We start from the raw sequence: 17,156 nt of genomic DNA, 5'->3' as shown, positions 1-17,156 counted from the left end.
TTAAATCCCCCCAATCACGAACCCGTCGCCGTCGCCGTTTGGCAAGTAGATACAAAGCACAAAATCGCCGGGTGACGGCAACCACGGCTTTATAATCAAGTCGTGCTTGTGGCTTTGAAAGGCCGCGTCGCCGCTCCCGCCGCTTTCGTACTCCGTCCGATACGGGGCGTAATATTCGGGAACCCACGGCGGGTTTTTAAGCACTTTCAGCGGGCCGGAAACGAACGTGTCGCCCTTGTCCTTAAAGGTAACGCGGGCGGTCCGTTCCGCAATATCCACGGACGAAACCCAGCCCGCTCGAATAATATTCTTTAATGCGGTTAGTTCGCCCATTAGTAACCCTCCAAGACGCGCCGCAATGTGATATTAGTTTTATAGCCGCTCGACGAAATCGTGTGCGACGCGGTTTCGATGATGTACTTTCCGTCGAACGCTCCAAACCCCTCAACTTTGACAGTTACCCCCGCCACCAGCCGCGCGTCGCCCGCAAGATTAAAGCTTGCTTTGAACTCTTGTGAATTTTTTTCGCGCAACCGCTTTTTTGCAAGGGTCAGGGCTTCCGCATTGCTTGAAACCTTTTCGTTTACCTCCAGCACCTGTCCGCTTCCGTCCTTTTCTGCGTCAGGGGCCTTGTAGGTTGCTTCATAGGTCGTTTTTGAAGTAGGGTCCGTATACTTGACCCGGCAACTGCTGTAAGCCGTGTCGTGAAAGCTGGTCCCGAATGTATATTTTGAATAGTCGCCGTCGCCGCGCTTGATCGTCCGCACCGTGTCTTTTTGCTCATACGCCGCCGCGTCGAAAAGAACAATCATTTTCGCGGTAACTTTTAAGGAAATTCCCGCGGCTTTGCAAAGCCTTTGCAAAAATACAATGTCCGATTCTGTCACTTGCTCCCGGCGGCTGTAAAGTGGGTCAAAATCCGATTCAAACAGGCATTTCAAGCCGTTTGCGGCGGCTATTTCGTTTGCAATGCCCGAAAGCTTGATTTTCTCCCATGCCTTTGTCTTTTTCTGTGTCCGAATTGTGGAAGTATAGGGGATTGACCCGGCCTTGATTGTGACTTTCGCGGGCGGGCCGTTGCCGTCCACGCTATCAACCTGAAAAACGCCGCAATCAAGAACCCGGTCTTTCCCGTCTGATTCCCAATTCTTTTGAATGATAACCGCGGAAATCTCCGCGCCCTTTGCGCCGCCGCTCTGCGTCATGGTGTCTTGTTTTGCCGCAGTCTTTGTTACTTGACTTTCGGCGAACCACCCCTTTTGATCGACGTGGATGGGGTATGGAATACCGCTTTTCAAGTTCAGGTGTGTTATTTTCCCCTGATAGTTTGAAAGCGTCGCGCCGGGGTTGCCGTTTCCGTAACTGCTATATTGCGGCCTGCCGCTTACGGTTACTTCGTCGCCGATCTTCCAGCCGCCGCTTTCACTATCTTTCTTTGCCGGGGCCGGGGCGGGCTGTGCGTCGGCGTTCAGCCAATCGCCCAGCCACACGCCCTCCCGGTCGTCAAGGGATAATTGCAAATCGTCTGTTTTATCCTCTTCGTTGTCCGTATAGGTCAGCGAAAGCAAGTGTTTGTTAATGTCCGCCGAAATGTCCACGCCCTCAAAGGTCAAGCGGACCTCTGCCCGTCTTGCGTTCATAGCGTCCGCCCCCTTTTCCACGGCGGCAACTCTGCCGGAATCCGCGCTTCCGGCTCTGGAATATCAAGCGTGATTCCTGCGGGGAAAATGACAAGGCGGCGAAACTGTGGGTTCGCTTTTATCAGCTTGTCGGTATAGGCTTCGTCGCCCAGCGTCTTGTAGGCGATTCCGTCCCACATATCCCCGGCAATGGTGGTGTATTTAGTCATAGTTCCGCCGCCTTTCGTCCTCTTCCTGTTGCTTCATGCGGTCGTCAAACTCGTTCAAAAGTCTTTCGTCCCGCTCGTTCAATATTGCTTCTATGTCCTCCGCCTGTGCGTCGCTTCCAACGTGGAAAACGGGCGCACTGTGAATGACGATACCCGCGCCCCGCGGCTCTGCCGCTGTCACGGACGGGGCCGACACGCCACCCGCTCCGACGCGTGCCGCCGAAAGCGCGGCTTGCAGTAGAGGAAGCAGAGTAACAACCGTCGTTCCGTCCTGCGCTTCGCGGGCCGCGTTGATGTTGTCAAAGATTCGCCCGGTCTGCGCCGCTGTAAACACGGTCCGCCCGCGGGCGTTTGTGATAAGTTCTGCCCCGGCTTCACCCGCAATGAATGTGTCGGGGGTAAATCTTGAACCTTTCGCCAGCGCGGGAATCAAGGGAATATTGATACCTTTTCCGCCGATTCCGGGGACCCAATCGGGAATTTTAAGCCTGTTCAGCCCGCCGATCACGGTATTTATCACATTGATAATTCCGTTTACAACGCCTGTGCAAATGCTCTTGATTGATTCCCATATACCGCTGAAAATGCTTTTCACACCCTCCCACGCTTGCTTCCAGTTGCCTGTAAAAACTCCCGTGATAAAGGTAATTAGCCCGCTCAAAATCTGTGTCAGCCCGTCTATAATGCCGGAAATCATTGTAACGGCTGTCGCTAACTGATTCCCGAACAACTCTGCCACCATCTGAATAATAGGCATAAGGGCTTCAAGTAACTGTTGCAGTAATGGCAGAATCATTTCTACCAGCGGCATAACCGCCGAAACCACCATCATAATCAGGTCGATCGCAACGGGCAAAATCCCGTCTATGATCTGCTGGATAATCGGCATTAGTGCTTCAAGTAGCTGTTGCAGAATGGGAAGCACCGCTTCTATAATCTGCATGATGATGGGTACAAGGGTTTCGACAAGCTGAATCAGCACGGGCAAGATCGCTTCCACAATCTGCCCTATGACGGGCAATAACTGTGCGATAAGGTCAAACAGTACGGGAAGCACCGTTGCAATGATTTCCCCAATTAAAGGTACAATTTGTTGAATCAGGCTCCCAATAACGGGAAGCAGGGAAGTTGCAAGCTGTCCGAACTGGTCTAACAAGCCCGGCAAAATTGCTTTTAGCTGTTCCACAACGCCGATGATTGAATCGAACACGGCAACGCCCGCGTCGCCGAAATGCTCTTGAAAGAAATTGCGGGCATTCCCCATATTTTCACCGCTGAAAACGCCCTTGATTGCCGCGCCGACGTTCTGAATCACGCCCCACACTTTATCAAAGACGGCCAGCGCACCGTCGCCGAATGTCTGTTGAATCCAGCCGCGCACTTCTTCAAGGTTGCCGGAAATCAGTTTGATTGCAAGGGCAACGCCGCCGATTATGCCGACAATGGGCAAAAGCTTTCCTCCGATACCTCCTAACCCCGAAAACAGGCTTTTTATACCTCCGCCCGTTCCGGCAAATGCTTTTAACTTCGTGAATGCGCCTTGAACCGCAAGAACGCCGCCTTTGACCTCCAAGAATCCAAGCTTCCCGGCAAGCGCACCGACTTTCAGGCCCGCAAGGGCGGCGGCAACTTTAACGATTGTTGACAGCAATTCCGGGTTTTCCTGCGCCCATTCCGAAAACTTCGTGACCAGCCCGGACAGTTTTTCCGCCGCTGTTGTTACATATGGTAAAAATGTGTCGCCCAGCACAATTCCCAAATTAGCTATCGCATTTTTGGCTTTTTGCATTTTGGATTCTGCATTGTCCGTCGCGGTTGCGAATGCTGTTGCCGCCGCCCCCGACGCGCTATACATTTCCGCCGTTTTGCTTTTGAAGTTGTCGGCTTGTTCTCCGGCAAGGGCCAGCACCGCTGTTTGGGCTTCAACAGAACTGAATAGCTTTGCAAACGCAAGTTCATCACCGCCCACGCTTTGCCTTAAAGCGTCAAGTGCGCCTTGCAATCCCTTACTTTCCAAAAGGGCCTTGCCGTTCGCATATCCCAGCTTCTCCAGCGACGCTGTCATATCTTTAGAGGGCGACAAAAAGCCCTGCATGGTCGCCTTTAGCTGTGTTGTGACCTCTGCCGTGCTTCCAGTTACGCCCGTAAGCGTTGCCATTGCCCCGAATAAATCTTCCTGTTTTAGGCTTAATGTAGCCGCAAGAGGAATAACCTTGCCAACCGACGACGCAAGTTCCGGGAATGACGTTTGCCCCAACTTAACCGTCTGAAATGCTAAATCGGCAGCTTTTTGCTGTGCTTCTGCGGATATATCGCCATAGCCTTTTGTTACTGCGGAAAGTAGGTTAATTGAATCTGTCGTTGTTGCTCCGCCTGCTGTTGCGGCCTTTGAAGCAATTTCAAGCAGTTTTGCGCTTTCTGCTGTATCTCCAAAGGCGGATATAACTTGATATAAACCGTCTGTCAAGTTATCGGTTCCCGCCCCGGTTATATTGGAAATACTGATAACACTTTTCTTTAACTCTGCGATTCTGCCCGCAACGTCACCGTCAAGCAAAGTCCCGACGTTTGACATCTGCTTTTCAAACTCCATTGAACTTTTAACAGGCCCAGCGTAAATCGCCGCACCGACGGCGGCAAATGCTCCAAGCGTCCCGGTCAACCGCGATTTTGTTTGTGCTATGGCTTCATTGTTCTTTTGCTGTGCCTGTGCTATGTTCGCAAGGTGTTCCTGATTCTTTTTTATGCGTTCGTAGCTTTTAGCAAGCTTGTCATTTTCTTGACTTAAACGGTCGGTATTTATTCCTGCTTCGCTTAGTTCGCTTCCAAGCTGTCCCAGCCGGGCTTCCTGTTCCTCGATTCGGGCGGTTGTCTGTTCAATCTGGCGGGCGTTCCGCTCCATCTTCTGCCGCAAGGCTTCCGACGGTTGTTCCGTTTGGCTCATTTCGCGTTGCAAACGGTCGTGTTCCTCTGTCAGTTGCGCCAGCTTGTCCTTGTTCGCTTGCAGGGCCGCGCTCTGCTTTTGGAATCCCTCGATCTTCCCGGAAAGTGTGTTGATTTTGGAAAGATTTCCTTGTAACTGCCTTGAAGCGTTCATTGCGCTGTTAAAACTAGAATTAAACCCGCTTCCCAGCGTAGCTTGCAGTTTGAAAAGCAATTCAAATTCTTTTCTTCCCGCCAAATTTTCACCCCCTTTTTATGGCATGAAAAAGGCAACCACCCGGAATCCCGGCTGGTTGCCCCATACGATTAGGCCGTTTTATTTTTTTGCGCCATAGAATAACAGACGTTTTCCGTCCATCTGCTTTGTCATTTTGCCGTCCTGAATAAGCGCGTTTAGGGCCTTTAGAACCTCTGCTTGCTCTTCCTCAGCAAATAAGGCGTAGATTTCTTTTCGCATTACGCCGTCATGTTCACTTGCGAATTTAAGAATCTTACGCTTCTTTGCCGCAAACGCCTTTTTCTTTGCCTGTTCCTTGTCCCATTCCGCTTTTTGCTGTGGATAGTCACGTTCCATGTAGGTCCTGTATGCCGCTTCAATGCGCGGCTTTATGCCTGCGCAATGATTCAGAAAATAGGTACTTCCATACGGGCCGCATTCAGCGCAAAAATCTTCCAGTTGATCGCATAGTTCAAGGGCTTTTTCATACGCCTTGATCTGATCGGCGGGGTTGTCACTTTCCACCCACGTTGCGTCATCGATTTTTTCTTGCAGACGGTCGATTTTCGCCCCGTACTGATCTTCAAATGCGTCCTCTTCGTCTAAGCCTGCCCAATGTGTCATTTTAGGCGGAGTCGCTCTTTGTTCCTGCGTTTGGCGTGAATCTGGCTGTTTTTGGGAAAACAGTTTTGAGAAAAGCCCCATACGCAACAAACCTCCTTGAAGTTTTGATATGCTAAAGGTGCGATATATTCTTATCTTTAACATATTCTTAACTCTATTATAGGCTTATGCGTGTAGGTTGTCAAGGTTCCTACCCCCTTTGCGCCTGTTCTTTCTTTGCGCGTTCTCTGTCCTCCGCGGCGGCGGCGTTTATGTCACGAATCCACGTCATAATTTCCGCCGGGGTCATATCTAACCAAAACGGAATCGGCGTGTTCGTCGCCCGTGCAAGGCGGTAACATTCCCGCCGCCACCAGCGGGCCGGGCTTTTTAATAGCCCGTAGACAGTAAAAAATCCCGCGCCGCATTGGTAATGCGGTTAAATTCGGGCAACGGCATAGCGTCCAGCACGTCGCTTCCGATACCCGCGGCCCGCGCCGCCAGCTTGCTCTGGAAGTTGCGGGAAATTTCGGGTGAAAGGGCATATTCGTTGTTCATCTGCATTTCGGTTTCAATGGCCACCATGTCCCGCCCGGTCAACCGCTCGAAATTGAACGTCAATTCGGTGTAGGTCGCGCCGCTGTACTCAAAGGGACGCTTGAACTTGTGCGTATAAACGCCCACGTCGCCCCCTGTGGCCTTTCCCGCCGCTTCCGTGGTAGATGTAGGGGTGGCGGCTTCCGCCGCTCCTGTGGCCTGCTCTGCGCCGATTTCGGCTATATTTGTTACCTTGTCGCTCATCGTCTTTTCCTCCGATTCAAAATTTCATATTTTCAGATACAGAAAAAGGGCATAGGAAAGCCCGGCGGGAAAATCCCTACCGGGCTTACTTACCCAACGCCTTTCGTACTTCCGCCAAATAGTCAACACCGTTGATAAAGTAAATGAAATTCAGAATGTCGATTTCCATGACCTTTTCCCCGTTGATGTACGTGGCGAAATAGGTTGCCGCATATTCCCCGGACGCTTCCGCGGACGCGGCGGGGGCAAGCTTGCCGGGGGCAAACTTCGTCGGCGTTACCATCAAGACGTGTTTTACGGCCTGTTGTACGTGCTTTCCCGCTACATTGTCCCAATACTGCTGGGACGCGCGGAGATCAAGCTGGTGATTTCGCGGTTCGTTCAGCCTGATTGCATACGGGGTAACGGTACGGAAATTCAGCGTCAGCGTCATGGACTCAATTTGACCCGTGAACGCGCCGTTGAATGCGCCTGAAATTCCCGCGCCCTTAACCTCTTCCGCAATCTGCGAAACTTCGGGAAGCGTTACTTCCGCCATGCCGTAAAATTCGGTCGCGTCCTCATATACGGCAAAGCTGTTAATGCCTATATCTGCTCTCATTGCTGTTCCCTCCTTACGCCGTCAACGCCGCGGAAACATAGTCCACGTCGTATTCAAGCACAAATTCGCATTCTTTCATGGGGCTGGGCGGGGTCATGAAGATATGGAAAACGGCCTTGCCCGCCATAAGCGCAACCGTGCTGTTTTCGTCCTCTCTGAACTCGACGCGCCCGCCCAGCAACTTCTCTTCGTTGACAAGGCCGTTCAGCCAAATATTGACCGAATCAACAATGCTGTCGATCAGCCGCCGGGTCATTTTCTTGTCAACCTTGCTCCAATAGGTCAGAATCAGGGAATTTGCAACCCAGCCGAACATACGGGAAACGCACGTGAAATAATTCTTCACGTCGGTATCAGCCGGATAACAGGCGGTTTCGTTGCCCCAAAGCACATAACCGCCGATGAAGTTCAGCGCGGTAACAATGCCGTTGCTGTTCAGGTAGTTTGCATTCTGCAAGTCAAGCAGAATTTCCGTGCCGTCAGCCAGAACCGCGCTGTCGATCTGCAAAAGCTTGTTCGACGGGCTTTCTGCCGGACAACCGCCGTTGTCCGAATCGGTCTGCCCCATGCGCCCCGCCATCTGCACGGAAAGGTGAAAAACACGGTCCCCAAGCTTCACCAAAGGCCAGCAAAGAATCTGCCCTTTGTTGTTGATATTCTGCGCTTTCTTCCAAGCGGGAACGTCTGCATAATGGGTCGCTTCCGTCGTGTCAACGTCAATCAGGGCTTTCCCCTCGAACACGCCGTTGATCGACGCGGCCTTTGCAACCATAACCGCCGCAACCGTGGATTTATGGGACCAGCCGGGGCAAAGCACCAAATCGGCGACAATCCCATATTTCGGGAAAATGGAATCGTACAGTTCAAGGCCCGAACTCTTCTTCGTGTTCGTGTCAAAGCCGCCGATGATCTCATTTTCCGTGATCGCGGAGGGGTTCACCGCGTCGAACGAAATTGTCAGTTCCCCCGTGTTTTCGGGAATCGTCCCGCCCTCCAGCACTTCAAGAATCAGGTTTTCGCCCTCATAGAACAGGTCATAATCTTTCCCCACCGTGTAGGTAGTAACCCGCACGCTGTCTTTCAGGGCTTCAAGGGGTAAAAGAACCTTGCCGTCGTTAATGGGATAGTTCTTTTCCTCCACCGCCTTTTTGTGCTTTGTCGGGTCAAGGATATTGACGAACACAACGGGGGAAACGCTGTAAAGCTTGAACTGCGAATAGATCATTTCACAAATCGGGTATTTCTCCCAATCGTCGCTATACCCCATAGCGGAAACCGCTTCCGCGTAGTTCTGAACCATGACAGGCTCATTGACGGGGCCGCCGACGGTATGAACCGGGGCCGCGCCCACCACAAAGGCAACGCCGCAATCAGCCGTAACAGGGGTCGAAAGCGACGTGTCAACCTGTCTTGTCGATACACCATGATAATAATTAGGCATGATTAAACCTCCTTATTGCCGCGCATTGCCGAAACAATGTCGCTGTAATACTTGTGTGCGATATTTCCGGGGGTTTTTACCTTGATCGAAAACGCCGCCAGCTTGTCCGCCGGAACAATCAGCTTTTCAATCTGCGGGTAATCCTCCAGCGCGTCCGAAAGATAATTCTTCACGTCCTCAAATGCTCCGCGGAATACGGTATTTTCTTTCAGCCGCCCGCGGGGAAGCGACGGCCCGGCGTAAACAAACAGGTTATACCCCTGCTGGGCTTCCTGCTTGCCCTCTGCGGGCTTTTCCGGCGGGGTAGTGTTGTTATCCTCCCCGGACCCGTCGCCGCCGTCTGCACCGCTCTGCGGGCTTTCTGCGGGTGCTTCTTTGCCGTCGCCGTTTTCGCTGTTTCCAATCCCACCGCTGGGCGCGTCCTGCTGGCCCTCTGTGCCGCTCTGTACGGCGTTTTCTCCGCCGTGGGTGTCGTTACCCTGCCCGGACGTTTCGCCGCCGTCTGCGCCGCTCTGCGGGCCGTTTTCGGGCTGTTCTGCGGTTTGTGCCGCTCCCGCCGCTTTCAGCGCGTCCATAATCTGTGTTTTTGTCATGCTGTCGTCAGCTTCAATACCGTTCAAGGCGGCAATTTCCAGCAACTCGTCTTTCTTCATGCCGGGTTTGAACTCTATTCCTGCCATATAAAATTGACCTCGCTTTCTATAATTGGCATACTCCAATTAGTCATCATTTCGCCCAAATAATAAGGGCGGGTACTGTCCGGGTAAACAATCGTTTCAAGGGGTGGTCGCAAAATATACCGATCTGCAATCATGCCGTCGCGCATGAAAGCAATTTTAATCCGGGTCAGCAGATTCAGAACGCACCGTGCGCCCTCTTCCGCGTCCTCTGAATACGTCGCGGCAACAATTCGCACCATGCAAACGCATTCGGGGTGTTCTCCCGATTCCTGCGTGTCGTTGCTTTTGATATACTGCAAAAGAACATAGGGAATCCGCTTTGTTTCCGCTTCCTTGTCAGGCAACCGCATTGTATAGACTTCCGGCGGGCGTTCCTTGTGTTCGCCGCTCTTCCTGTCTACCCGAACAGGCAAAAACAGGTCTTTCGTTTCCTTTTCAACGAACGCTTTCATTGCGTCCAGTAGGTCTAAAGGTGTCATACTACCTCCCGTACCCGTTCAGAATGCGGGTTATTTCATGCTCAACGCGCTTGTCGATGGTGTCTTGTGCCGCTTCCTCCACCTTGTCAAGCACGTTTTCGTTTGCCATCATGTGCGCGGTTGACGGCCCGAAAAGCTGTTCGGAGGAATCGCGCCGCCGCGTCATTCGTTCAAATACGCCCACACCGTACTTTCCCAAATTAGCGACGAAAGCGTGTTCCAGCCGCTTTCCGCCCTCTGCTTTCAGCACCGAAACGGAAACCGTCTTTTGCGCCGGGGCCGACGGGGAAACCTTGAATCGTTTTAGTGGAATGACCGTCCCGGCAAACTCGATTGAACCCACCAAGTCGCCCGCGGTCGCCCGCTTCATCTTCATGTTTTGATTCGCGGTAATGTCCCCTTGCTTGATGTTGTACGTCTGCCGGATTTCTTTTCCCGATTGCGAACGCACCGTACCCAGCGCACGGTTTATCACATTGAAAAGAACCCGATTCGGCGCACCGTGTAAGTCGCCCAAAAGCAGATTGACCCGCTCGATCTGTTCGTTCGTAATCTCAATCATTCTTCCGTCAACCCCTCCAAGTAAAGCACGATTTCCCCGGCTTCCGGGTGAACCTTTGTAATCGTGTAAAGGTCGTCGCCGATCTCCACGGGTTCACCTTTTTTCGGGGTTCGTTTCAGTAGGGAAAGAGGAACATACATGACAAGATCGACAAGAACTAAGCCGTCTACATGGTCCGTAGACGGCTTTTTCCTGTCCTGTGCGCCACCGTCGTCCAGAATAACCGGGCCTTTGTAGCGGGTCCCGGAAATCCAAAATTCTAATACGTCGGCGTGTTCGGTGCTGTTATGGAATACCGCCGTTAAATCCCGCTCGACTTGCGCCTTGAAGTTCATACAAGGCCCTTTGCAACGAACCAGCTATTGACTTCATGCGGCACGGTCAACGGGCGGCTGTTCAGTTGCAGGAAACGGCGATCTGGCCGACGCTCCACCCATGTCTGCGGCACTCTGTCGCCCTCGACGGTAACAAAGTCCTTGCCCTCTTCGGGGATCATGGTAATTGCGCCGTAGTAAATAGAATAGTCCGCTTCGGTCGAAAGCAAGGCAAGCGCACCATCGGGAACCAGCGGCTTGTCCTCTGGGGCCGCCGGGTTTGTCCAGTTGTCAAGGAACCATTCGTTATACTGGTAAATATCAAGGCCCAGCTTGTGAATAGTCCCGATATAGGTTACACCGTTCGGAAGCTGGCGGGGCTTGATAACCGCCAGATCATACGCCCGCACGTCTAAAACGTCCTTGACTTTCGGGTGTTTGACGAACACATTTGCAACGTCTTTCGCCATAATGCAGACATTGCAGTTAATGAAGCCGTTTTTCTGCACGGTTTCATGCCACCGCTCAATGTCCGCCATCGGGTCGGAAGTATCGGCGGACCATTTCAGCGCGTCGGTGACGATTGTTTCGGTATTGCTGAAACCAAAGTCGATTACTTCGTTCAGCCCCTCGCCGATAATGGGAATTTGCCCTGTGAAAAGGGCGGTCGCCGCCATCCACTCTTCACGGCGCACGTTCATTTCGTCCAGTTCGCGGAAATCCCTTGCCAGTTTTTCAATGGCCCGTTCTGCTGGCTTTTTCCCACTATAGGGATTCTCGCCTGCGGACCGCTCCAGCAAGTCGTCTGTATTTGTCACTTTGTTCGGGGCAAGCATGGGCGCGGTATAGGTCTTTGTCTGATACCCGCTGTTCGGAACAGTTCTGCCGCCGATTTTCGGGTGAACGAACGGGGCAAGGGCGCGGTTTCCTTTCCTGAAATCCACGTCAACGCTCTTTGTCACGAATGTTTCGCGGGTTCTGAAAAAGGTGTCGCGGAAAAACGTATGCACGGGGGGCATACGCTCCACAATCTTTTTCAGCGTGCGCGGGGTGTAAATGCTGTTTTCAATAGCCATTTTCTTTTCCTCCTATCACTTCAAAAAGATTCCCAGCTTGCGGAAAGCGGGTTTCAGGGCTTCGACGGTTACGCCGTCTTGCAACGGCAACGCGTCGGCGAAAAATTCGCCTGTCAGACAACACACAACGCCGCCGTCGGTGCTGTCGTCTGCCGCAATACCGTACAAATCAGCCAGCCCGTCTGCCGTGGCTTCGCTGATTCCGTCTGCGGTCTTAATAACGGGGGCATATTTGCGGACGGTTGCGCCGCTCTTCACGTCCCCGGCTTCCGTTACAACGGGAAAGTCGCCCGCAAAGAAATTCACGGGGCTTGTTTGGTCCTTTTGGATTTCATACATGGTGTTTTCCTCCTTATTTCGCCGCGGGGAAAAGCTTGTCAAGAACCGCGTCAACCTCTTTGTCGTCGTCCTTGTCCGCCGCTCCCTCAATTCCTGCGCCCGCTCCCACGTCGCCCGCGTTGCTGTTCTTCGCGTCGTCGGCGCGGTCCTGAATGTACTTGCCGCCCTGCTTGCGCTGTTCAGCGATAATCTTTTTCGCAACGTCGCCCGCCGCGGTCGGCTTCGTGAACTTTGCTTCGTTCACAATAGCTTCAAAGCCGGGAAGCGCCACTTCTTCAATGTCCTGAATCCGTGTGCGCTCCGCCGCGGCTGCCGCTTCCTCGATCTGCTTTGTCAGTTCAGGGAATGCCGCTTTCAGGTCGGCAACCGTCTTTATGTCCTTGATTCCGTCCATGTTCTGATCGCTCCTTTTCGGTTCTGTTTTAGATTTTGTATTTGAAAAACCGCCCGGCGTGTGGGTCGCAAGGCGGTTTAACAACGAAACGGGCATATTCGGGAATTGTTCAAGGTTCATTGATACGCTGTTTACAATGACCTTTGCGGCGTTTTCAACGGTCGTGTCGGCTTCCTCAAACATAAGCCGATCACAAAAGCCCGCGTCAACCGCCTGTTTCCCGTCAAACCATGTTTCCGCCGCCATAATCGCGGCGATTTCTTCCGCGGCCTTGCCCGTTTTCAGGGCATAACCGTTTATAATGCTTTGTTTTATCACTTTCAATTCTTCCGACGCTTTCGCAAGGTCAGCTTCGTTGAAGTAACCTAAAAGGCCGATTGCCGGGTCATGCACCATGAACACGCCGTTTCCCGGAATCTCGATCACGTCGCCCGCCATTGCAACGATTGTCGCCGCGGACGCGGCCCAGCCGTCGATCTTGACCGTGATTTTCGCCGCATTGTCTTTCAGCCGGGTATAAATGGCATTTGCGGCGAACACGTCCCCGCCGCCGCTGTTGATTCGCACGACGATTTCAGGGACGTTCCCCAGCGCGTTCAATTCCTCCGTGAATTGCAGGGGCGTTACTTCGTCGCCCCACCATGTTTCGGAAGCAATGTCGCCGTATAAAATCAATTCCGGGGCGGCGTTTTCATCCGCCGCGGCCCGGAAATCCCAAAATCGCTTATTGCCCCCCTTGCCCTGTGCCGGGGATTTCGGGTTTTTCTGTTCCTGCGCCATCTTGTTTTACCTCCCTTAATGCTCTTTCTTCGCGCTTTAACTGTGCAATGTTGCGGTCATAATCGGACCCGTTCATTTCCATTGCTTCACGTCCACGGGTAGAAAAGCCGTTTTGCACCCGCTTTTCTGCCGCTGTGACTTCCTGAACAGGATTCAAAAGCCCCTGCGCGGGGCCGTTCCATTCCGCACCTGTGAAAGCCTTTCGCCTGATCGGGTCACTAAAAAAGCCGGGCGCGGGGATTCTTCCCTTTGCGACGGCTTCCGCGAACCATTCTTCATAAATCGGCTGGCAAAAGTCATTCGCAAGCCATGTCCGATACATTTTGAACATTTTCCATGCTTCCAAAAGCGCACCCCGCGACGCGCTATACGACGCGTTGAAATTCTTTACCAGCAGTTCGTAAGGGATTTCAAGGGCCGCGCCGATCTGTCGGCAAATGGCAACCACGAACCCGTCAAAGGCTGTGTTCGGTCTGCCGGGGTTTACGTCGTGGGCCTTTTCGCCCTCGTTCAAGTCCATAATCAGGCCGGGGGCAAGTTCAATCGAATTTTCGTCCCCCGCGTCCACCTGATCTTCCGACGAAACGACTTCGCCGAAACCGCCGTCGCTGGACGCTGATTCCTTTTCGATGAAGATAGCAAACAGGCCAGAAACCACGGCGGCGACAAGTTCCGCCTCTGTATAGCGGCCTAACTGTTTTAACGCTTCAATGACCGGGGCAAGGAACGGCACGCCGCGTCGCTGTCCTATCCGTTCCCGGTTCATTATGTGAATCACGTTCCGCCGCCCCGTCTTTTCGCCCCATGCTTCAACCCGCGTCCAGCCCCTTTCGGTCATATCGTATGACAAGGGATGGTGTTTGCTGATATGGTATGCGACGACTTCCCCCGCGTCGTTTGTTTCAACGCCGCCGACAATGTGCGGGTCAAGTGTCCCGTTTGGATTGCTTAACCTGTCCGCTTCAATCAGGCAGATTCTAAGGTCATAGGGCATATTTACCCGCGTTGTAATGGGAAGCGTCGCTATAACGTCGCCGCTCATAAGCCAATTCAGGAAAGCAAGCTGTTGTAATTCATAGAAATTGTCCAGCCGCTCCAAATCGCACGCCGGGGAATCAGCCCACAAAGCAAATTCCCGTTCGATCTTGCTTTCAAGTTCCCGCGCGGCTTCCTCTGTCATTCCCAAAACCTCATAATCAACTTGACTTTTCAGTTTCAGGCCGGAACCGACGACGTTTGTTCTACACGTTTTCAACGCGCCCGTTGCAAGGGGAACCCCCATGTAAAGATCGCGGCAACGCTGGCGGAGGGTCGAAAGGTTTTCTTGAATGTCCTCTTTTGCTGAACCGCCGCCGTATGTCCAGCCGATCATGCCTTTTTTGGTATGCGACGCGCCGTAATTGCTATATCCGCTGTCCAGTATTTCAAGTTTCCGGCGGGCCGCGGCACGTTTCACCGCCGTTTGCGGAAATACGGCGGCAACCGCTCTGTCAAAGATGTTCAAGGCGTTTCACCGTCCTTTCTTATAGGTCCCGCGGAACTGCCCTGTATATGCGGTTCCTGCCGCCGCGCTTTTCGATGTTCTCCAGCCGGGCAACTTCGTTCGTCCAGTATTCAATTTCTTTCCTGATCTCCGAAAGATTCGCTTTTGTCAGGCTCCGCGAACCTATCGTGTAACTTTGGTGGGTCGTAACCTCCAATTCGGCGTTTAACCATGCGTCAAGGTGTTTTCGCGCGATTTCAAGCCGTGTTTTTCCCTGTGCCATTTATAGAATACCTCCGTTCGTTCTTGACCGTCTGCCGCGCTTTTTCGGCGTTGCCGCTGGCGCGGACGGGTCAGGCTTTTTCAAAACCGGGTTCGCAATTTCAAGCGCGACGGTCGCATAATTCCGAATGTCCAGCGGTTCATTTCGCTTGTACCCGCCGTCTTTCAGGGTCCAGACGTATTGTGCTTTACCTTTTTTGTAGGTCATAACCATTTTTTCAGCGGTCAGCCCCCGAAAATATTCTTGCGTATATCCCCGGTCTTTGTCTTTTGGAAAATGGCAGTAGTTCGGCCCCTCTTCCTGCACCGCCAGCCGCTGATATAAAATCGCCTTGCCCGTGTCAACTCCAATTGTGAACAGGGGCGTTTTTACACTGTTTGCGGTTGACGGCCTATTGAAATACGGCACGTCTGCGCCGCCTTTGCCTTTGATAGCAAAGACACGGCGGGCCGTCCGCTCTTTGCAGAAACGGTAAACCTGATTCGTAAAGTGACCGCCGGAATCCACGCAAGTACAAATTATTTTCAGCCGCCGCCCGTCCGCCGTCGTGAACGTCTGTGAAAGAAAAGCGTCAAGTTCATTCCAAACAGGCTTTAATTTCAAGTCGCCGTATATCGCTTGATACCGAATGCCCCAGCTTTCCTTGTCAACGCCCCAGCCGACAACTTCAACCTCGAAACGGTCGTCCTGCACGTCAACGCCCGCGGTCAGCACCAGCACTTCTTCCGGCACTTCGCAATTATATTTTTCCCGCCGCTTGTAAAGATCGTCGGTTTCGATCTGTTCGCCCTCTTCTTCCCATGTCTGCCCCATTTCGGTATTAGTCCAGACTTTGAGAAGTTCAATATTCCCTTTCTTCTTTTCGTCGTTTGCGGTAATGAATTTCTGTACGATCTCCCGCCACTCGACAAACATTGAAGCAAGGGCGTTCAGGTGAAAGCCCCGCACTTTCCGTTCGGGGAACCGTGCGACGAACTTTCCGCCGCCGAAATGCTCTTTCCACTCTGTTTCACTTGACACAACGCCGCATTCTGGACACGCGCACGAAATTTCTTCAAGGTTGTTCGCGTCGAATACGATGTTCGCCCATTCAAGAGGGGTCAGCGCACCGCACGCTGGGCAAGGCACGTTCCATTCCTCTTGCGTGCTGTGTTCGTATTCAACTTCGATTCTTGAAAGCCCCTTGATTGTCGGCGTTGACACGTCAACTTCTTTTTTGTTCCAAAATGTAGTAAGCCGCTTCCCCGCAAGTAAAAGGGGGTCGCCCTCATTGCCCGCCGTCGCCGGGTATCTGTCGATTTCGTCGGCAAGCAATATCCGAATTGGACGGGAAGCAAGGGACGACGGGGAATTTGCCCCTACGATCGTTACATGACCGCCGGGGAAAATCTTTTGCAAGATCGTGTTTCCGCTGTTTCTTGCCTTGTCGTTTACCTTGTCCCGCAAAACGGGGGTGTCGCGCAACATGGGGGAAAGACGGTCTTTGCTGAATGATTCGCCCATCTGTATAGTGGGTTGCAATACCATGATCGGCGACGGGTCGTAGTGCATGAAATAGCCTATCGGGTTTAGAATGAACCCGTCCGTCTTTCCGATCTGCGCCGCGCTCATGACGACAACTTTTTGAATGCTTACGTCGCATATCGCGTCCATGATTTCTTTCTGATACGGGGCCTTTGACGTGCGCCAGCGGCCCGGCTCTGCCGACGATTCAGACGAAAGACGGCGGTATTCGTCCGCCCATTCCGAAATTGTCATGTCCGGCGGCGGGGCAAGAACCGCGAAAATCCGGCAAAACAAATCAACCGTCGCTTGCTTCATCGTCCTTTGCCCCCTCTCCAAATGCGGCGTTGAAGTCTGAAAGTTCCTGCAATGCTTCGTCGATATGCTCTTTTAGCAGTTTGAATATTTCCGCCCTGTCCGTTTTCCTGCAAAGAACCGGGGCCAGCTTCGCGGGGATAGCCATAAGCCGCGCTTTGAAGTTCACCAACATATCTTTCATGACGGCTTCTATGTCCTCCGACGCATGAAGTCGGTTTTCTTTCAACTGCAATTCGTATTCTTCGTTTTTCCGCTTCGCCCGAACCAGTTTTGCCCGCTCGGTGTTGTAGTCTATCGCTTCTTCGCTTTCCGGGTTCCGCTTTCGTAGGTAGTTTATATAGCGGCGGTTTGTGTCGATCAGGTCGTACAGGCCGGGGCGAACCTCTGCAATCACTTTTTCGTCGCGCAACTGCCGCACCCGCCGTTCGGACACGTCCATAAATCGGGCAACCGCTTTCACGTCGTAAAGTTTCAAGTTTTTTCACCCCTC

The 17,156-nt window shown here is 52.7% G+C and carries 19 protein-coding genes; all 19 read right to left on the bottom strand.

Annotated features, from left to right (window positions below; all coding sequences use genetic code 11):
• The 19 genes from VSQ30_RS09940 to VSQ30_RS09850 all read right to left on the bottom strand — a co-directional run bounded on the left by VSQ30_RS09940 (position 1) and on the right by VSQ30_RS09850 (position 17,141).
• Positions 1 to 333, bottom strand: a complete 333-nt coding sequence (locus VSQ30_RS09940; RefSeq protein WP_120428254.1) for a hypothetical protein — start codon at positions 331 to 333, stop codon at positions 1 to 3.
• Positions 333 to 1,640, bottom strand: coding sequence for a phage late control D family protein (locus VSQ30_RS09935; RefSeq protein ID WP_160265526.1), 1,308 nt, complete (start codon positions 1,638 to 1,640; stop codon positions 333 to 335). The genes VSQ30_RS09940 and VSQ30_RS09935 overlap by 1 nt, the downstream gene beginning before the upstream one ends.
• Positions 1,637 to 1,849: a tail protein X gene (locus VSQ30_RS09930; RefSeq protein WP_120428252.1), complete on the bottom strand. Its 213-nt coding sequence runs from the start codon at positions 1,847 to 1,849 to the stop codon at positions 1,637 to 1,639. Before VSQ30_RS09930 ends, VSQ30_RS09935 begins: the two co-directional genes overlap by 4 nt.
• Positions 1,842 to 5,030, bottom strand: a complete 3,189-nt coding sequence (locus VSQ30_RS09925; protein ID WP_334463775.1) for a phage tail tape measure protein — start codon at positions 5,028 to 5,030, stop codon at positions 1,842 to 1,844. Before VSQ30_RS09925 ends, VSQ30_RS09930 begins: the two co-directional genes overlap by 8 nt.
• Before the next feature lie 78 nt (positions 5,031 to 5,108).
• Positions 5,109 to 5,777 carry a hypothetical protein gene (locus VSQ30_RS09920; RefSeq protein ID WP_334463772.1) on the bottom strand — a complete coding sequence of 223 codons (669 nt, stop codon included), beginning with the start codon at positions 5,775 to 5,777 and terminating at the stop codon, positions 5,109 to 5,111.
• Between the two features lie 225 nt (positions 5,778 to 6,002).
• A complete protein-coding gene (locus VSQ30_RS09915; protein ID WP_120428249.1) occupies positions 6,003 to 6,413 on the bottom strand; it encodes a phage tail assembly protein in 411 nt (136 codons plus the stop codon).
• Between the two features lie 85 nt (positions 6,414 to 6,498).
• Positions 6,499 to 7,014 (bottom strand): phage major tail tube protein, encoded by a 516-nt coding sequence (locus VSQ30_RS09910; RefSeq protein WP_334463771.1) that lies wholly within the window; start codon positions 7,012 to 7,014, stop codon positions 6,499 to 6,501.
• A 13-nt stretch (positions 7,015 to 7,027) separates the two neighbouring features.
• A complete protein-coding gene (locus tag VSQ30_RS09905; protein ID WP_334463770.1) occupies positions 7,028 to 8,455 on the bottom strand; it encodes a phage tail sheath family protein in 1,428 nt (475 codons plus the stop codon).
• A 2-nt stretch (positions 8,456 to 8,457) separates the two neighbouring features.
• Entirely contained in the window at positions 8,458 to 9,135 is a 678-nt protein-coding gene (locus tag VSQ30_RS09900) for a hypothetical protein (RefSeq protein WP_334463768.1), read from the bottom strand.
• Complete coding sequence (locus VSQ30_RS09895) at positions 9,123 to 9,614, bottom strand: hypothetical protein (RefSeq protein ID WP_334463767.1); 492 nt, start codon at positions 9,612 to 9,614, stop codon at positions 9,123 to 9,125. Before VSQ30_RS09895 ends, VSQ30_RS09900 begins: the two co-directional genes overlap by 13 nt.
• A 1-nt stretch (position 9,615) precedes the next feature.
• A complete protein-coding gene (locus VSQ30_RS09890) occupies positions 9,616 to 10,176 on the bottom strand; it encodes a hypothetical protein (RefSeq protein WP_120428244.1) in 561 nt (186 codons plus the stop codon).
• Positions 10,173 to 10,511 carry a hypothetical protein gene (locus VSQ30_RS09885; RefSeq protein ID WP_334463764.1) on the bottom strand — a complete coding sequence of 113 codons (339 nt, stop codon included), beginning with the start codon at positions 10,509 to 10,511 and terminating at the stop codon, positions 10,173 to 10,175. The genes VSQ30_RS09890 and VSQ30_RS09885 overlap by 4 nt, the downstream gene beginning before the upstream one ends.
• Positions 10,508 to 11,566: a major capsid protein gene (locus tag VSQ30_RS09880; RefSeq protein ID WP_217958088.1), complete on the bottom strand. Its 1,059-nt coding sequence runs from the start codon at positions 11,564 to 11,566 to the stop codon at positions 10,508 to 10,510. The genes VSQ30_RS09885 and VSQ30_RS09880 overlap by 4 nt, the downstream gene beginning before the upstream one ends.
• 15 nt (positions 11,567 to 11,581) lie before the next feature.
• Positions 11,582 to 11,905: a hypothetical protein gene (locus VSQ30_RS09875; protein ID WP_120428241.1), complete on the bottom strand. Its 324-nt coding sequence runs from the start codon at positions 11,903 to 11,905 to the stop codon at positions 11,582 to 11,584.
• 13 nt (positions 11,906 to 11,918) lie between these two features.
• On the bottom strand, positions 11,919 to 13,079 hold the full coding sequence (locus tag VSQ30_RS09870) for a head maturation protease, ClpP-related (RefSeq protein WP_334463762.1): 1,161 nt from the start codon (positions 13,077 to 13,079) through the stop codon (positions 11,919 to 11,921).
• Positions 13,024 to 14,583 carry a phage portal protein gene (locus VSQ30_RS09865; RefSeq protein WP_199715124.1) on the bottom strand — a complete coding sequence of 520 codons (1,560 nt, stop codon included), beginning with the start codon at positions 14,581 to 14,583 and terminating at the stop codon, positions 13,024 to 13,026. The genes VSQ30_RS09870 and VSQ30_RS09865 overlap by 56 nt, the downstream gene beginning before the upstream one ends.
• A gap of 19 nt (positions 14,584 to 14,602) precedes the next feature.
• Positions 14,603 to 14,845, bottom strand: coding sequence for a DUF6148 family protein (locus tag VSQ30_RS09860; protein ID WP_120428239.1), 243 nt, complete (start codon positions 14,843 to 14,845; stop codon positions 14,603 to 14,605).
• On the bottom strand, positions 14,846 to 16,666 hold the full coding sequence (locus tag VSQ30_RS09855; RefSeq protein ID WP_120428238.1) for a phage terminase large subunit family protein: 1,821 nt from the start codon (positions 16,664 to 16,666) through the stop codon (positions 14,846 to 14,848).
• Positions 16,647 to 17,141, bottom strand: a complete 495-nt coding sequence (locus tag VSQ30_RS09850) for a hypothetical protein (RefSeq protein ID WP_120428237.1) — start codon at positions 17,139 to 17,141, stop codon at positions 16,647 to 16,649. The genes VSQ30_RS09855 and VSQ30_RS09850 overlap by 20 nt, the downstream gene beginning before the upstream one ends.
• Positions 17,142 to 17,156: the final 15 nt, after the last annotated feature.

This window comes from Acutalibacter sp. JLR.KK004, assembly GCF_036941085.1.
Taxonomy (GTDB): Bacteria; Bacillota; Clostridia; order Oscillospirales; family Acutalibacteraceae; genus Acutalibacter.
The sequence above is the reverse complement of the archived record's forward strand: the minus strand, read 5'-3'. Positions and strand labels throughout refer to the sequence as shown.

Bases quoted from the DNA above. Each gene is read 5' to 3' on its own strand.
- VSQ30_RS09940 (WP_120428254.1), bottom strand. From the start codon at position 333: ATGGGCGAACTAACCGCATTAAAGAATATTATTCGAGCGGGCTGGGTT.
- VSQ30_RS09935 (WP_160265526.1), bottom strand. From the start codon at position 1,640: ATGAACGCAAGACGGGCAGAGGTCCGCTTGACCTTTGAGGGCGTGGAC.
- VSQ30_RS09930 (WP_120428252.1), bottom strand. From the start codon at position 1,849: ATGACTAAATACACCACCATTGCCGGGGATATGTGGGACGGAATCGCC.
- VSQ30_RS09920 (WP_334463772.1), bottom strand. From the start codon at position 5,777: ATGTTAAAGATAAGAATATATCGCACCTTTAGCATATCAAAACTTCAA.
- VSQ30_RS09915 (WP_120428249.1), bottom strand. From the start codon at position 6,413: ATGAGCGACAAGGTAACAAATATAGCCGAAATCGGCGCAGAGCAGGCC.
- VSQ30_RS09910 (WP_334463771.1), bottom strand. From the start codon at position 7,014: ATGAGAGCAGATATAGGCATTAACAGCTTTGCCGTATATGAGGACGCG.
- VSQ30_RS09905 (WP_334463770.1), bottom strand. From the start codon at position 8,455: ATGCCTAATTATTATCATGGTGTATCGACAAGACAGGTTGACACGTCG.
- VSQ30_RS09900 (WP_334463768.1), bottom strand. From the start codon at position 9,135: ATGGCAGGAATAGAGTTCAAACCCGGCATGAAGAAAGACGAGTTGCTG.
- VSQ30_RS09895 (WP_334463767.1), bottom strand. From the start codon at position 9,614: ATGACACCTTTAGACCTACTGGACGCAATGAAAGCGTTCGTTGAAAAG.
- VSQ30_RS09890 (WP_120428244.1), bottom strand. From the start codon at position 10,176: ATGATTGAGATTACGAACGAACAGATCGAGCGGGTCAATCTGCTTTTG.
- VSQ30_RS09885 (WP_334463764.1), bottom strand. From the start codon at position 10,511: ATGAACTTCAAGGCGCAAGTCGAGCGGGATTTAACGGCGGTATTCCAT.
- VSQ30_RS09880 (WP_217958088.1), bottom strand. From the start codon at position 11,566: ATGGCTATTGAAAACAGCATTTACACCCCGCGCACGCTGAAAAAGATT.
- VSQ30_RS09875 (WP_120428241.1), bottom strand. From the start codon at position 11,905: ATGTATGAAATCCAAAAGGACCAAACAAGCCCCGTGAATTTCTTTGCG.
- VSQ30_RS09870 (WP_334463762.1), bottom strand. From the start codon at position 13,079: ATGGCGCAGGAACAGAAAAACCCGAAATCCCCGGCACAGGGCAAGGGG.
- VSQ30_RS09860 (WP_120428239.1), bottom strand. From the start codon at position 14,845: ATGGCACAGGGAAAAACACGGCTTGAAATCGCGCGAAAACACCTTGAC.
- VSQ30_RS09855 (WP_120428238.1), bottom strand. From the start codon at position 16,666: ATGAAGCAAGCGACGGTTGATTTGTTTTGCCGGATTTTCGCGGTTCTT.